This is a genomic window from Mycetocola sp. CAN_C7, assembly GCF_015752285.1.
Lineage (GTDB): Bacteria > Actinomycetota > Actinomycetes > Actinomycetales > Microbacteriaceae > Mycetocola_A.
Genome location: NZ_JADOUY010000001.1, coordinates 499,788 through 515,520 on the forward strand (window position 1 = coordinate 499,788; position 15,733 = coordinate 515,520).

Annotated in this window: 14 protein-coding genes; 11 read left to right on the forward strand and 3 right to left on the reverse strand. The window is 67.1% G+C overall.

The genetic code is table 11. The features are described 5' to 3' along the window. Positions 1-110: 110 nt before the first annotated feature. From IWX78_RS02350 to IWX78_RS02380, 7 genes are all read left to right on the forward strand, one after another. Entirely contained in the window at positions 111-1,907 is a 1,797-nt protein-coding gene (locus IWX78_RS02350) for a glycoside hydrolase family 15 protein (protein WP_196832099.1), read from the forward strand. Positions 1,908-2,027: 120 nt separating this feature from the next. Continuing rightward, a complete protein-coding gene (locus tag IWX78_RS02355) occupies positions 2,028-2,948 on the forward strand; it encodes an ABC transporter ATP-binding protein (RefSeq protein WP_196831769.1) in 921 nt (306 codons plus the stop codon). Beyond that, on the forward strand, positions 2,941-3,807 hold the full coding sequence (locus tag IWX78_RS02360) for an ABC transporter permease (RefSeq protein ID WP_196831770.1): 867 nt from the start codon (positions 2,941-2,943) through the stop codon (positions 3,805-3,807). The genes IWX78_RS02355 and IWX78_RS02360 overlap by 8 nt, the downstream gene beginning before the upstream one ends. 57 nt (positions 3,808-3,864) lie before the next feature. Beyond that, positions 3,865-5,052 carry a sensor histidine kinase gene (locus tag IWX78_RS02365; RefSeq protein WP_196831771.1) on the forward strand — a complete coding sequence of 396 codons (1,188 nt, stop codon included), beginning with the start codon at positions 3,865-3,867 and terminating at the stop codon, positions 5,050-5,052. Continuing rightward, positions 5,049-5,702, forward strand: a complete 654-nt coding sequence (locus IWX78_RS02370; protein ID WP_196831772.1) for a response regulator — start codon at positions 5,049-5,051, stop codon at positions 5,700-5,702. The genes IWX78_RS02365 and IWX78_RS02370 overlap by 4 nt, the downstream gene beginning before the upstream one ends. Before the next feature lie 114 nt (positions 5,703-5,816). Next, entirely contained in the window at positions 5,817-6,386 is a 570-nt protein-coding gene (locus IWX78_RS02375; RefSeq protein ID WP_196831773.1) for a GNAT family N-acetyltransferase, read from the forward strand. 78 nt (positions 6,387-6,464) lie between these two features. Continuing rightward, a complete protein-coding gene (locus IWX78_RS02380) occupies positions 6,465-7,565 on the forward strand; it encodes an FUSC family protein (RefSeq protein WP_196831774.1) in 1,101 nt (366 codons plus the stop codon). Between the two features lie 4 nt (positions 7,566-7,569). Here IWX78_RS02380 and IWX78_RS02385 read toward each other — a convergent pair whose 3' ends face one another. Continuing rightward, positions 7,570-8,679 (reverse strand): LacI family DNA-binding transcriptional regulator, encoded by a 1,110-nt coding sequence (locus IWX78_RS02385; protein ID WP_196831775.1) that lies wholly within the window; start codon positions 8,677-8,679, stop codon positions 7,570-7,572. A 140-nt stretch (positions 8,680-8,819) separates the two neighbouring features. Here IWX78_RS02385 and IWX78_RS02390 point away from each other — a divergent pair, with 140 nt between their 5' ends. The 4 genes from IWX78_RS02390 to IWX78_RS02405 all read left to right on the forward strand — a co-directional run bounded on the left by IWX78_RS02390 (position 8,820) and on the right by IWX78_RS02405 (position 13,229). Further along, entirely contained in the window at positions 8,820-10,073 is a 1,254-nt protein-coding gene (locus IWX78_RS02390; RefSeq protein WP_196831776.1) for an MFS transporter, read from the forward strand. Positions 10,074-10,404: 331 nt separating this feature from the next. Continuing rightward, positions 10,405-11,100 (forward strand): endonuclease NucS, encoded by a 696-nt coding sequence (gene nucS, locus IWX78_RS02395; protein ID WP_196831777.1) that lies wholly within the window; start codon positions 10,405-10,407, stop codon positions 11,098-11,100. An 85-nt stretch (positions 11,101-11,185) separates the two neighbouring features. Next, positions 11,186-11,890: an HAD hydrolase-like protein gene (locus IWX78_RS02400; protein ID WP_196831778.1), complete on the forward strand. Its 705-nt coding sequence runs from the start codon at positions 11,186-11,188 to the stop codon at positions 11,888-11,890. 55 nt (positions 11,891-11,945) lie between these two features. Further along, entirely contained in the window at positions 11,946-13,229 is a 1,284-nt protein-coding gene (locus IWX78_RS02405) for a hypothetical protein (RefSeq protein WP_196831779.1), read from the forward strand. Positions 13,230-13,258: 29 nt separating this feature from the next. Here the strand turns inward: IWX78_RS02405 and IWX78_RS02410 are convergent, their stop codons facing one another. Both IWX78_RS02410 and IWX78_RS02415 read right to left on the reverse strand, forming a co-directional pair. Beyond that, positions 13,259-13,834, reverse strand: coding sequence for a sortase domain-containing protein (locus IWX78_RS02410; RefSeq protein ID WP_196831780.1), 576 nt, complete (start codon positions 13,832-13,834; stop codon positions 13,259-13,261). A 165-nt stretch (positions 13,835-13,999) separates the two neighbouring features. After that, the gene (locus IWX78_RS02415) at positions 14,000-15,544 is read right to left on the reverse strand and encodes a glycoside hydrolase family 16 protein (RefSeq protein WP_196831781.1); all 1,545 of its coding nucleotides are present in this window, start codon (positions 15,542-15,544) and stop codon (positions 14,000-14,002) included. Between the last annotated feature and the right edge of the window lie 189 nt (positions 15,545-15,733).

The window sequence follows — 15,733 nt, forward strand, 5'->3', positions numbered from 1 at the left end:
TCGGGTTCGCCGCCCAACCGGGCGGTGAAACCGTCGTTCGCGCACGCTGGGCGACGGGTCGCCGATGAACCACGAGAGGTGACCGCTTGCCCAGTTCGCCATCACACCGGCTGCGCACGGCCGACCGCGGCGGCGCGCTTGAACGCGATAACGGCTACGCCGACCTCCGCGGATACGCGGGAATCGGCGACGGTCGTACCGTCGCGCTGATCGCCCTGGACGGCAGCGTCGACTGGTTCCCGATTCCTGCCCTGGACTCGGCGCCCGTCTTCGCTGCCCTCCTCGACACCGACCACGGCGGACGGATCACCCTCGCGCCGACCGACCCGTTCACGGTGACCAGACGGTACGTGTCTGGAACGAATGTGCTGCAGACGACGTTCACGACGGCATCCGGGGTCGTACGGGTCACCGATGCCCTCGTCACCGGAGTAGCCGGTCGCCTGCCCTGGACGGAACTGGCCCGTCGCGTCGACGGGATCTCCGGCTCGGTGCGGATGGCGTGGAGCGTCGAACCCGGCCGCGCGTTGCGAACCGCGATGCCCTGGGTGCACGAAACGGTGCATGGCCCGGTGCTGCGGGTCGACGGCGTCACCCTCACCGTGACGGGTTTCGGGCACGGTCCGAACGAACCGGGTGCCCAACGGCTCGACGGCGCATTCGCGACCGAGCCGGCGTCGCGCTCGCTGATTACGGTTTCCGGTACGCATCGCGAACCGATTCACCCGCCGAACCCGCAGAACGTCGACAGGGGAATCGACCGCACGGTGGCGAACTGGCGCGCGTGGTCGACCGAGTTCTCCTACGACGGGCCGTGGGCGGATGCCGTCCGGCGCAGTGCGCTCGCCCTCAAGCTCCTCATCCACAGCCCGACGGGCGCGATCGCCGCTGCTGCGACCACGTCGCTCCCCGAAACCGTCACCGGCGGCAAGAACTGGGACTACCGGTTTGCCTGGGTCCGCGACGTCGCGTACACGCTGCAGGCGCTCATCCGCTTCGGCCTGCGCGAAGAGAGCCAGGCAGCCGTCTCGTGGCTCCTCACGACGATCCGCAGACACGGCCCTGAGCTCGAGATTTTTTACACCCTCGACGGTGAGATCCCCGACGCGATCAGGCACACCGACGCCCCGGGCTGGCGCAACCTTCCGCCCGTCGTCAGTGGCAACGACGCCAGGCACCAGCTTCAGCTTGCCCCGTACGGCGACCTGTTCGATGTCATGCGCGCCTACGTCGACGCCGGAAACATTCTCGACCCCGAAACCGGCGCACTGCTGGCGTCGGTCGCTGACCGTGCGTGTGACGACTGGCACAGACCGGATGCCGGCATCTGGGAACTCGAGGAGAACCGCCACTACACGACGTCCGCCCTGGGCTGCTGGCAGGCGCTCAACAGCGCGGTGCACCTCGCAGAGCTCGGGCAGATCCACGGCAACTCCGACCGCTGGATCGCCGAACGCGACCGCATCGGCTCGTGGGTTCACGCGAACTGCTGGTCAGAGGCGAAACAGTCGTTCACGATGTATCCGGGGTCTGACGAACTGGATGCCTCGATCCTGCTCCATGCCCCCAGCGGGTTCGACCGGGGCGAACGGATGTCGACAACGATCGACGCCATCAGGGCAGAGCTCGGCGACGGCCCGCTCCTCTATCGCTACACGGGAATGAGGGAGGAGGAGTCGACCTTTGTCGCGTGTGCGTTCTGGCTGGCCGGCGCAATGGCCTGCGTCGGCCGGGTCGACGAGGCTCGGGAACTCATGGACGACCTCGTCGCCCTTTCGAACGACGTCGGCCTCTACGCCGAGATGATCGAAGCCGGTTCGCTCGACTTCACCGGAAACCTGCCACAGGGCCTCAGCCACCTGTCGCTCATTTACACCGCCATCCTCATCGACGAACTCGGCGACTGACGCATCGGCGCTGCCTCCGCTGACGACGATGAAAGCAGCGCGGCATCCACCGATCGGTTGACCCCGGAATCAGCCGGACCACCGCTGTTGCGGTGCGCGCCGGAAGAGCATGCTGGTGCCATGACCATCCCAGAACCCGGACACCACGAGTCGACCGATGCCGTGGTCAGCGTCCGCAATCTCGCCAAGCGCTACGGCGCCCTGACCGCCGTCGACGGCGTCAGTTTCGACATCTACCGAGGCGAGACCTTCGCGCTGCTCGGACCCAACGGGGCGGGCAAGTCGACCACCATCGAAATCCTCGAGGGCTTCCGCGACCGCTCGAGCGGCGACGTGAGCGTGCTCGGCCGCGACCCGCAGAAGGCCGATCTCGCCTGGAAGGCCCAGCTCGGCATCGTGCTCCAATCGAGCGCAGAAGCGGCGCACGTCTCGGTCCGTGAACAGGTCGAGCAGTTCGCCGCCTACTACGAGAATCCCCGTGACGTCGATGAGGTCCTCGACGCGGTCGGCCTCGCCGAGAAGGCGAAGACCCGCATCGGCAAGCTCTCCGGTGGCCAGCGCCGACGCGTCGATGTCGCGCTGGGCGTCATCGGGCGTCCCCAGCTGCTGTTCCTCGACGAACCGACGACGGGGTTCGACCCCGAAGCCCGTCGCCACTTCTGGGAGCTCATCCGCTCGCTCAAGGCCGATGGCACCACGATCCTCCTCACGACTCACTACCTCGACGAGGCCGCGCAACTCGCCGACCGGGTGGCGGTCATCGCCAACGGCCGCCTCGTCGAGATCGGCCCTGTCGACACCATCGGCGGGGCGGATGCCCGTGTGCCCGTCGTCCGCTGGCGCGACGCAGGCGGCCTCCACGAGGAACGCACCCACACCCCTGCGGCCGTCGTATCGCGGTTGTTCGCAGCTGGGGCCGGCGAACCACGCGATCTCGAAGTGATCCGCCCCACCCTCGAAGACGTCTACCTCGACCTCGTCGGCACACAAGTGACGGATGCCGCGACGACGACCGAATCGACAGGAGCAGCACATGTCTGAACAGACGCTCACCCGACCGGCTGGCCCGGTACCCGCGCTGCCGCGCGGACGTGGCATCCGTCTCGGCCTCGCCCGAATCGCCTACGAGACCCGGGTGTACTTCCGGGTCGGAGACCAGGTGTTCTTCACGTTCCTGTTCCCTGTGGTGATGCTCTCGATCTTCGCCACCGCGTTCAGCACGGCGGGCAACGTCGGCACCGACCCCGACGGTAGCGGAGGAATCAGCCAGGGCGCCTACTTCCTCCCCGGCATGGTCGCAGCCGGCATCCTGCTCTCCGGTGTGCAGAATCTCGCCACGGACATCGCCACCGAGAAAAGCGACGGCACCCTCAAACGGCTCGGCGGATCGCCCCTACCGGTGATCAGCTACTTCATCGGCAAGATGGGGCAGGTCTTCGTCACCTCCGTCGCGCAGGTCGCGCTGCTGCTCGTCGTCGCCCGCGTCGCATTCTCGATCGAACTGCCGACCGAGCCCGAGAAGTGGCTCACCTTCGGCTGGCTCTACCTGCTCGGCATCGTCACCTCTGCCGTACTCGGCATCGCCCTCTCGGCCCTGCCGCGGTCGGGCAAGAGCGCGACAGCGGTCGTCATCCCGATCGTGCTCGTGCTGCAGTTCATCTCAGGCGTCTACCTGACCTTCACGATGCTCCCCGACTGGTTGCAGAACATCGCCAGCCTCTTCCCGCTCAAATGGCTCGCCCAGGGCATGCGGTCGGTGTTCCTGCCCGAATCCTTCGCCGCAGTGGAGCAGAACGGCGCGTGGGAGCTCGGCCTCGTCGGCATCAACCTGCTCATCTGGTGCATCGTCGGGCTTGTGCTCTGCAGACTCACCTTCCGCTGGATCCGCAAAGACAGCTGACGGCGCTGCGGCATCCGTTCCGACGGGGAGAGACCCGAAGTACGAGAGAGTAGGACCGTGAACAATCCGAGGTGGTGGGACGTCGCGGTGGCCGCCACGGTCATCGTGGTCGGGGTCACGGTCACCGTAGCGGCGGATGGCCTCGACCGCTGGGCCGCCTGGATCGCCCTCGGCCTGCTCTCTGCGGTCTACTACGGCTTCGGCCGCCGGATCGTCGGCGCAGTCGACCGGATTCCGGCGCCCACCTCGCTGGCGCCGAGCATCACGTTGCAGGCGCTCCTCGGGCTCATCGTCGGCACCGGCGCCGCGTTCGAACCGAACATCCTCACCGCACAGTTCGTCGTCTACCCGCTCATCTGGGTGGTGTCGCTCAGCACCAGGCAGGCGGTTCTCGCGAACTGCGCCACGGCGCTCATCATCACCATCGGCTTCTTCATCGGCCTCGGCGAAGGCATCGGTGGCACCGTCCAGGCGCTCCTCGTCGGCGGGCTCTCGCTCGGCTTCAGCCTGGCCCTCGGACTCTGGATCACGCGCATCGCTGAGTACGGCGACGAACGCCAGAGGCTCCTCGACGACCTCAGGTCTGCCCAGGGCGAGCTGGAACTGCTGAGTCGGGATGCCGGCGCGACCGCCGAGCGCGAACGCATCGCCCGCGAGATCCACGACACGATCGCGCAAAGCCTGACGAGCGTCGTGATGCTGGCGCAGCGGGCCAGGCTCGAGCAGCCCACAGCAGATTCCACCCTCGAGCTCATCGAATCGACAGCCAGGGACGCGCTCAGTGAAGCCCGAGCCCTGGTGACGGCGAATGCCGGGCTGCCGTCGAGCGATGCCTCGCTCACCGACACCCTTGCCCGCCTCGGCGAGCGCTTCTCCCGCGAGACGGGAGTCACCGTGACGACGCACACCGACCTGGCCGGGCTCCCCAGGGACATCGAGGTGGTGCTGCTCCGCTGCGCACAGGAAGGACTCGCGAACGTGAGGAAGCACGCGGACGCGCGTGCGGCATCCGTTCTCGTCATCCAGACCGCGTTCACGGTCAGCCTGCGCGTCACCGACGACGGGCGCGGGCTGCGCGGCTATCAGCCGAACGACGAGAGCGGGTCAGAACGCGGATTCGGCCTGAGCGGCATGCGCGACCGGGTCGGACTGGTCGGTGGCGCCCTCACCGTTGCGGATGCCGCCACCACGTCGGGCACCGAACTCACCGTCGAGATCCCCCTCACGCGAGAGGTGCAGGCATGACCGATCAGCCGATCAGGGTACTGGTGGCCGACGACCATCCGATCGTGCGCTCCGGCATCGCTGCGCTACTCTCGCTCGCCGACGGCATCGAGGTCGTCGGGGAGGCCGCGAACGGCGCCGAAGCGATCGCCCTCGCCGGAGAACACCGACCCGACCTCGTGCTGATGGACCTGCGGATGCCGAATCCGGGCGGCGACGAGATCGACGGTGCCGCGGCAACCGCGCAGATCATCGCCGCGCTGCCGGGCACCCGGGTGTTGATCCTCACCACGTACGAGACAGACGACCACATCCTCGGGGCGATCGAGGCCGGCGCGAGCGGCTACCTGCTGAAGGCGGCACCGCAGGACGAGATCGTCGCCGGAGTGCGATCGGTGGTCGGCGGCCAGACGGTGCTCGCCCCGGCCATCGCGGCGAAACTCGTCGACCGGATGCGACAGGGGGCTGCGCCGATTCCGCCCAGACTCAGCGCTCGCGAACTCGACGTGTTGCGGCTTGTCGCTGCAGGCAACAGCAACCCAGCCATCGCCGCCCGGCTGTTCATCAGCGAGGCGACCGTGAAGACCCACCTGTTGCACGCGTTCGAGAAACTCGGGGTGAAAGACCGCACGCGGGCCGTCACCCTCGCGCTCGAACTCGGACTGCTCTGAGCGGGACGTGACCCGCGTCGAGATTGCAGTTGAGCACTCATGATCGCGAGAAATCCCGTTCTTGAGTGCGCAAGTGCGCTCTCGCTGCTCGGACCGCAGTCGCTAGCATGAGGCATGCACGCGTTCGAGTTCACCGAGCCCCTTGAGACCGAGCGGCTTCTCCTGCGTCGAGAGACGGATGCCGACGTCGACGCCATCCACTCGTGGCAGTCGCGTGAGGACGTCTGCCGCTACCTCCTCTACGAACCGCGGGATCGCGCAACGGTTGCCGTCAAGGTGGCGGAGGATGCCGCCAGGACGCGACTCGAGAAGAACGGCGACTACCTGCAACTGGCCGTCGAACGGCGGGGTGACAACCAGGTGATCGGCCAGATGTTTCTCACCGTGGACAACGCCGAGTACTCGACGCTCGAAGTCGGCTGGGTCTTCCACCCCGACGTCTCCGGGCGCGGGTACGCAAGTGAGTCCGCCCTGGCGGTTCTGTCCCTGGGCTTCGAGACCATGGGGGTGCACCGGATCATCGCGTCGCTCACCCCGGAGAACACGGCGTCCGTTCAACTCTGCCTCCGGCTGGGAATGCGCGAGGAAGCCCACTTCGTCGAGGACATGTTCATCAAGGGCCGGTGGGAAGACACCGGTGTCTACGCGATACTCGACCGGGAGTGGTCGGCGCGCAACGACTGAGGCGGGACTTCCGTGCCGAAAGCGCAAGGGGGGCTCCAGTAATCGATGTTCCGCGCATCCATTTGTGATGATGATCAGATGCGCATCCTCTCCACTGAACGCCCCGTGGCGTCGCGCCTGAAGTCGTGGCTCGTTCACCCGCGGCTCCTCCTGGCCGTCAAAACGGGCGTCGCCGTCGGGATCGCCTGGCTTATCGCACCGCTCATGCCCGGGGTGGCAGACGATTACCCCTACTACGCGCCGCTCGGCGCACTGATCAGCATGTCGCCGACCCTGATGAGTTCGGTGAAGCACGGCGTTCAGACGCTTGCGGCGCTGGCGATCGGCATCCTCCTGGCTGGAATCGTGATCTTCCTCGCCGAGCCGAACGTGATCACCATCTCACTCGTCATCGGTGTGGGCGTGCTGATCGCCGGGAGCCGCTGGCTGACGACGGGCGGCGACTATGTCGCGGTCGCTGCGCTGTTCGTGCTGATCGTCGGAGGCCAGAACGCCGACGCGTACTCGATCGGCTATCTCGTACAGATGAGTGTCGGGATCACGGTCGGGCTCGCTGTCAACATGATCGTGCTCCCACCCCTCAACTTCAGTGCTGCCGTGCTGCAGCTCGCCTCGTTCCGCACACAGTTGTCAACGCACATGCGCGAGATCGCCGCCGCCCTCGTCGAAACCTGGCCTCCGGAGCACGAGCAGTGGGCGGGACGCAGCGGCGCTCTCGCCGAGACGGCAGACGAGGTGCGCGCCGCCGTCAGGCACGCAGACGAGAGCAGGCGGCTCAACCCGCGGGCGAGACTGCACCAGCGCGACCTCAACCGGGACTACGAAGACCTCACGGCGCTCGAGACGATGACATTCCACGTTCGCGACCTCACCGGTGTGCTGTCTGCCTCGATCTGGGAGGGGCCGTTTCCCGCCGAACTCCCCGAGGGACTCCGTGAACCGCTCAGCACCACCCTGTGTGCCGTCGCCGATGTGCTGATCGCCCGCAATGACGGCAAAGACCTCACGCCGAGCGTGACCGCGGCGGACGACGCCCTCGTTACGCTGCTCGCCCGGCTCGACGACCAGAGCGACCTCTCGCCGTCGTCGCTCAGTCCAGCGGCATCCGTTGCGATGGACCTGCGTCGCATTCTCGCCATCATGCGCCAGGCCGACGCTCAAAGCAGCGAGCAGAGCTGACGGTTCAGGCGGGCGGAGGCCCTGTGGTGTCTCCGGGCTGGAAGGTCACGTCGAAGGCGACGGCGACCGGCGTCCGGCCCGCGAGCATCTCGACGACGGCCCGACCCGCTGCCGTGCCTTTCTCCTGCGACGGCTGCCTGATCGTGGTCAGCGATCGTTCAAGACCATCCACGCGGATGCCGTCGAAACCGACGACGCTGAGATCCTCTGGCACGCGCAGACCCCGTTCCTCCGCTGCGGCGATCACCCCGGCAGCCAGCAGGTCGCTCTGGGCCAGGATCGCCGTCGGGCGCTCGTTGGGCGGAACGTCGAGCAGCGTGAGCGCCGCCGCGCGCCCGGCGTCGCTGCGGCTGCTGCCGGCGATCCAGCCGCCGATGTGCGGGTAGACGTCGCGAGCCCCGGCGAGCCGCTCGACCGTGGTCGTCACTGTGGCTGCGGACTCCCGCTCGGCCGTCAGCGGGCCGACGGTACGGCCTCGGTCGAGCCCCAGGGCGACGATCGCCACCCGCTCGTGGCCGAGATCCTTGAGGTGCTGGGCGAGCAGGCGGCTGCCCCCACGATTGTCGACGCTGATCGTGACCACTCCCGCGCTGTCGTCACCCTCGATCTGCACCATCGGAATGTTTCGCCTGCGCAGCACCTCGAGTGTTCCCAGGGCGTCAGCGTTGCAGCCTACGAGCACCACGGCATCCACGGGGGCGCTCGTCACACTGACCTCGCCGTCGCCGAGGTCGGGCATGAGCAGAAGCCCGGCACCGATCGCGCTGATCTCCTCGGCGAGTCCGTCGAGGGTCTGGATGAGAACAGGGTCGCGGAACGACACCCCGATTCGGGCCGGGATCAGGGCGCCGATGATGCCGCTGCGCCCCCGCCGAAGCGACTGCGCCAACGGGTCCGGGCCGCCGTAATCCAGCTCGCGGGCCGCCGCGAGGACCTTTGCCTTCGTGTCGTCTGACACCGGACCGTGTCCGCTGAAGGCAAGGGAGGCGGTCGAGGGCGAGACGCCCGCACGCGCGGCGACAGTGGCGAGGGTCGGACGGCCATCTGGCCGTGCGGCGTCGACGCCGGCATCACCGCGCCCGGTCGCGCCGGATGCCTCAGGCTGACGGGTCATGACTCCTCGATCGCTCGTACTCGAACGGCTCGGGCCGGAGTGCGGCTTGACCGTTACAGTCGTCTCGGGCTAGCTTAGGCGACACCGGCTCGAATCGATTCGACCTCCATTTTTTCTCCGCTACGACCCCTCGAATTGATATGTCCTCTCCTCCCACGCCCTCTGTTCCTGTTCTTCGGCCTCGCCGTGAGCTCGTCGCCTGGCGCAACGCGATCTTCGTGATCTTCACGCTCTCCGGCCTGAGCATCGCCACCTGGGCTGCTCGGCTACCCGCGATCAAGGACAACCTCGACGTCACCACCGGATCGATCGGCGTGCTCATCCTGGGAATGAGCGTCGGGTCGATTCTCGGGCTGATGGCATCCGCCTGGCTTCTCGTGCGTCTCGGCGCCCGAACCGGCATGGTGCTGGCACTGAGCCTCGTCTCTGTCGGCCTTGTGCTCATCGGCATCGGGGCCGGGCTGACCTTCTCCCCCGTTCTCGTCTTCATCGGCCTCGCGCTGTTCGGGTTCGGAAACGGATGCGTCGACGTCATGATGAACGTCGAGGGCGCTGCAGCAGAGACCGAGCTCGGCAAGACCGTCCTTCCGCTGATGCACGCCTGCTTCAGTCTCGGAACCGTGATCGGCGCCGGGATCGGCGCCGCGGCATCGGCACTGTCGATCGGGGTCGAATGGCACGCCATCGCCATGGCCGTGGTCATCGCGATCGCTGCGGTCATTGCCGTGCGTTTCGTTCCGGTACGAGAGGAGCTCGGCGACGACACCCCGACCCATTCGCACAAGCTCGACTGGAGGGCCAGGCTGCGCGCGAACCTGTCGGTCTGGGCCGACGTGCGGCTGATCCTCATCGGCGTGATCATGCTCGGAATGGCCTTCGCTGAGGGGAGTGCGAACGACTGGCTCGCCCTCGCCAGCGTCGAGGGCCACGGCCTCTCTGAGCCGACGGGCGCGATCGTCTTCGGTGTCTTCGTCTCGGCCATGACCGTCGGGCGTGTTGCCGGCGGGCCGCTCATCGACCGGTTCGGGCGTGTGCTCGTGCTGCAGGTGTCCGCGGTCTCCGCGATCGTCGGCCTGCTGGTGTTCATCCTCGCGCCGAACCTTCCGATCGTGCTGATCGGTGCGGTGCTCTGGGGCCTCGGGAGTGCCCTCGGCTTCCCGCTCGGCATGTCTGCGGCTGCCGAGGGGAAAAATGCCGCAGCGCGGGTGAGTGCCGTCGCGATGATCGGATACCTCGCGTTCCTCGTCGGGCCGCCGCTCATCGGCATCCTCGGCGACCACGTCGGACTGCTCAACGCGCTCTACGTGGTGCTCGTGCTTGTTGTGCTGTCCGGGCTGGCATCCCCGGCCGCGCGAGGCCGCGCCACGGCGACAGTCGGCGCTCGCCGGGAGTGAGCGACTCATCCGCCGCAGGCGGTCGCTGACCCGCCCGCATAACCACTGTTTGCGTCCCAGGAACGGCCACGACGCATCCTTTGGCGCCCACCCGTCGCTCTTGCCGACTTTCGCCTCGCAAAACGGACACACGCGGCGGATGAATCGACCGGCTCGACATCAGCCCCTCTCCGTCCGTCGCTGATGCCGACTTCTGCCCCGGCATAACACCACGTGCGACGGATGAATCGCCTCGTCGCATCCGCCACCCCGCTCATCCGTCGCGAACCGTGGCTGATCGCCCGCGTAACCACCGTTCATGACCAACGACCCAGCCAGCTAAACTCGTCGAGTGCGTTTGGTGATTGCGAAGTGTTCGGTGGACTACGCCGGTCGACTCTCGGCGCACCTCCCGCTGGCGACACGTCTGCTCATGCTCAAGAGCGACGGCAGCCTGCTCGTGCACTCCGACGGCGGCAGCTACAAGCCGCTCAACTGGATGAGCCCTCCGTGCACGCTGAGCGTCTCGGAGCCGGACGCGATCCAGACGGATGCCGGCATCAGCGAACTCTGGACGGTCACCCACGCGAAGACAGGCGACCAGCTCGTCGTGTCGATCTACGAGGTCCACTCCGATTCCGCATTCGAGTTCGGCGTCGACCCCGGACTGCAGAAAGACGGAGTCGAGGCGCACCTGCAGAAGTTGCTCGCCGAACAGATCGGCCTTCTCGGCGACGGCCACACCCTCGTGCGCCGCGAGTACATGACGGCGATCGGTCCTGTTGACATCCTCGCTCGCGACGAGACGGGCGCATCGATCGCCGTCGAACTCAAGCGCCGTGGAGACATCGATGGCGTCGAGCAGCTCACCCGGTACCTCGAACTGATGAATCGGGACCCGCACCTCGCCCCCGTTCGCGGCGTGTTCGCGGCCCAGGAGATCAAGCCTCAGGCACGTACGCTGGCCGAGGATCGCGGCATCCGCTGTCTCGTCCTCGACTACGACGCGATGCGTGGACTCGACAACGCCGACGGACGCCTCTTCTAGTTCCGTCAGCTCCGGGCCCGGAGCTGACGCACGCATCACACGCAATTGTCGAATGGGCAGCGAAACTGCCTACTATGGAGCCCTTATGTCTATCTCTTCTCCCGAACGAACGAGCACCGGCTCGATCATCGTCAACCGCACCTGGTCGTGCATCCTCTTCGATCTCGACGGAACGATCACGGATTCCGCGCCCGGCATCGTCGCGCGGCTCGCCAAGATGTTCGCTGCACTCGATCTCCCCGTCCCGTCCGAGGAAGAGCTGCTCCACTGGGTCGGCCCGCCGATGCTCGAGTCCCTCGAGCTGCGCGCCGGCATGACGCCAGCAGAAGCGTTCGGTGCCCTCACCGTATACCGCGGAATTTCGGATGCCGACGGGCCGTGGACCGGATCCGCCGTCTACCCGGGGATCGCCGGTCTCATCAAGAAGATCGCCGCGAGCGGCATCCCGCTGGCCATCACGAGCAGCAAGCCGGAATCGCAGATCCATGCCGTGCTCGACCACTTCGGGCTGACCGAATTCTTCACGGTCATCTGCGGCGCGTCCGAAGATGAGACGCGAAGCGCCAAGGCCGATGTGGTGGCCGAGGCCATCGTGCGCCTCACGGAGAAGGGCATCGACCTGACCCACACCGTGCTCGTCGGCGACCGCCACCACGACGTCGAGGGTGCTGCCGTTCACGGCATCCCCACCATCATGGTCGAGTGGGGCTACGGCTCACCGGCTGAAGCGACGCACGCGATGGCGGTCGTCCACTCGACGGACCAGCTCTCGAAGCTCCTGCTCGGCTGACCTCGAGAGCCGGCGTTCTCGGCGTCCTCCCACCGCAGCCCCCTAGGCTCGGAGCATGACTGACGGACTCTGGTGGCTCCCGTCCCTCATCGTCTTCGGCTCGGTCGGCGTCGGCATCGTCGTGATTGCCCGGGTCGCGGCCGGTAGACGGCGACGACTCGGATCCGGGGTGACGAACGACCTCGCCGCGCTCGAGCAGGAGGCCGGGGTCGCACTCGTGCGCGCAGACGACCTGGTACACGCGGCTGAAGACGAAGTGGACTTCGCTCGAGCAGAGTTCGGGGATGCCGCAGCGCGAGAGTTCTCCGCCGCGATGGCGACCGCCCGTGACCAGCTGCGCGAAGCTTTTCAGCTGCATCAGCAGCTCGCAGACGCGATCCCGGACAGCGACTCCCAGCGACGTCGCTGGGCCAGGCGCATCGCAGAGCTCTGCGGCTCGGTCACCTCGACGGTGCTGGAGCAGACCGGCCGGTTCGACGACCGCCGTGCCGTCGAGCGAAACGCCCCCGACCGCCTGAGCGAGCTCAGGCAGGGTATCGCCGCCTCCGAGGACCGGCTGACCGAGGCGGAAGCCACCATCGACCGCCTGACCGGGCAGGTCGCCCTCTCCGCGGTCGCGCCGGTGACGGATGCCCCCTCACGGGCCCGCGCCGCCCTCTCACGGGCGCACACCGCCCTTCAGCAGGCCGAGACCAGGGTTTCGGCACGCGAGGTTGCCGCAGACGTTCTCGACGACGCAGCCCAGAGCCTGCTCGCCGCGCGCCACGCGCTCGACGACGTCACCCGAACCGCGACAGCGCTCGACGCTGCCAGCAGGGAGCTCGACGCAGCCATCCAGCGGGGTCGCGCCGCCCTCGACGAAGCGCGCAGGCGGCGCGATACGGCCGAGCTCCCCGAGGCGGCCGCAGACATCTCGGCCGGGATCGACATTCTTACCGACGCGCTCGCCCGAGGCTCTGATCGCAACGAATTGCCTGATCCCCTCGCCCGCCTCGACATCGTCCGCGACGCGGAGACCAGGCTGGACGCTGCGCTCTCCAGCGCCAGAACCCGACAGCAGCGGATCGACTCAGCCAGGGAAGCCCTTCGTGGTGCGCTCTTCTCCGCACGCAGCCACCTCGAGGTCGCCTCGACATTCATCGCGGGCAACCGCGGGCGAGTCGGACCAGACGCACGCACCCGGCTCGCGGAGGCGGAGCGCCAGCTCGCCCTGGCCGAAGCGGCTGACGACCCGGTCGACGCCCTCGACACCGCCCGGCGGGTCTCCCGGCTGGCCCAGGATGCCGAAGCGCTCGCGCGCTACGACGTGGGTCCGACCACCGCTCCCTACCGAAGCTGACGCAGCTCCCCGGGACGACGTGGACCCGCTCAGTCGGCTGGCGTGAACGACTCGAAGACGCCGTACGCGATGACCCGCTCGGCCGTCGAGCCCATCGGGCTGCACGCCACGAAGGTGATGATCCGGTCGAGTGAGGTCGACACCGACTCGTGCGGCACCGGATAGGTGACCTCGATCGCCGACGGGTCGACGTATTCGAGCGATCGGAAGCGGTAGAGGTACCGCCCTTCGGCGGTGTCGACGTAGATCGGGTCGCCGATGATGAGCGTGTGGATGTTGTAGAGCGGCGCGGTGTAGGTGACGCGGTGACCTGCCAGCGCGAAGTTGCCGAGCCCCCCGGGGGCCGCAGTGCCGGGGAAATGCCCGACCATGTGGTTGAGCACCGCGCTCTCACCGATGCCCTCGCCGATCTGCTCGGCGTACTCACCGCCGAAGCGCGGGATACGGAGCGTTCCGATGATGGTCGGGTTCGCGGTCGTGACCACGGCATCCGTCGTCGAGGGCAGCGGGCCGAGTTGCACGGATGCGGCAGCAAGGGGGGCGGTGAGAGCGAGCGTCGCCGCAAGCACGAGGGCGGATGCCGCTCGCATCAGGATCCGCCTCATCTGCCCGCCTCCGTCTGGATGCGCCGAACTGCGGCGCAGGTTCTACGCTAGGCGACCGGCACCCCGACCGCCAGCATCCGACCCACGACCTGCATAACGCCGCAGGGCCCCGACACGAATGCCGGGGCCCTGCGTTGGTGACATCGGCCGGGGCCGCGTCGGGTGTTAGCCCTTGTACTTCCAGATCTTGACGTAGTCGACCTGGTAGTCCAGCGGCTGCGTCCAGCTCTTGTTCTTCGGGTCAGGGAGACCCCAGTACTGAGCCGACGGGCCGACGTGCAGGTTGAGGCGCACGTGGAGCGGCGAGTTGAAGCTCTTCTTGTCCCACAGCATGGGGTGAGTCTTCGGCGTCGCCGTTGCGATCTTCACGTCATCGACGTAAAGCGATGCGTAGGTCGGGGTCAGCTCGAAGGCGTAGGTGTGGAATCCGTCCCACGGCTTTGAGGTGGCACCCTCCTGGGAGTGGGTCCAGAAGAACTTGGATCCGCCGCCCATGGTGTCGCTGTGCACCGTTGTGGTCGCGGTGTCGATCTTCTGTCCGCCAGGTGCAGCCTTTTCGTTGTAGCCCCAGGCCTCCATGATGTCGATCTCACCGGAGTTGGAGTTGCGCAGCCAGAACGCGGCCAGGGCGCCGTAGGTCTTCGGACCGGTGGGCGTCTTGGCGCGGATCTCCCAGCGACCGTACTGCTGGGCGTACGACATGTCGCCGCTCTTCAGCACTCGCTGGTCCATGTAGCCGGTCTCGTGGGTGAGCACAGGCGCGCCGCCACCGGAGGTGCGCTTGATCGGAGTGGCGAGCCAGTCCGCCTTGAGGTGGGCGATGCCGTTGTTGTCGACGGTCACCTGCTTCTCGGAAGGCACGGCGACATCGGCGAGAAGGCCGAGGTCGCTGCGGTCACGCACGTTCCACTTAGCGGGATCGACGGCCGGCTGGCCGGCAGCATCCTTGTAGGTGAAGTTATCTTCCCAGGCAGGAGTGCCCCAGGCAGCGCCTGCGCCGGTGGGCGCTGTCGGCTGCTCAGGAGTGGCGGGGGTTGTCGGCGTCGTCGGCTTGGCCGGCGTCGTCGGTGCCGTGGTCGGGGGAGCGACCGTTGCGGCCTTCGTCATCGTGACCTGAGCGTCGAAGCTGATGTTGTGGGTGTTGCGCCAGTTGGACTGGACCTGAGCGGAGAGGAGGTTCTTTCCGGTCTTGAGAGCGGATGCCGGTACGGTCACGGTGACCTTGCTGGCCTTCGCCTTCGTGGTCTGCGGAGCAGCCGTTGCGTAGCTGTTGTCCTTGACTTCGCCGGCCTTGAGGTTCTTGCGAACCGCTTCCTTGCCGTTGACGTAGACGATGACGGCGTCATCGGCCCACGTGGTCAGGGTGACGCCACTGGCCGGAACGGAGTCCAGCGAAAACGACTTCTGGAAGTACGACGCCAGCGGCTTCTTGGTGAAGCTGTTCGGAAGCTTCGTGCCGAGGGTTCCGGTGTTCAGGCCGAAGCCGAACGGGGCAGTGCCGGTCGCCCAGGAGGCGGCTGCCGTCTTCCAGGTCGAGGCCGGAGCGGCGGTTCCGCGGTAGTAGTTCCAACCGGTGCTGCTGAAGGGGACGACCGTCTCGGTCGAAGCGGGAGCAGCTGCCACCGGGGCAGCTGTCGCCGTGGAGGGGATGAGGAAGCCTGCGGTCAATGCCGCGGCCATCAGGGTCGATGTGAGTATCTTATTTCGCACGAGTTATGTATGCCTATTCGTCGGGATGAGCCGATGGGCCCTGGGGGTTTACCCCCCAAAGAGGGGGGGCAAGACCGAGCTAACGTAACGGGGATTAGCTGGCAATTACCTGTGTGAATCGGTCATTTATAACGTTTTGATACCGGGGTATGGGAGTGATTTACCCGGCTAGAGCGCAATTTAATGAGG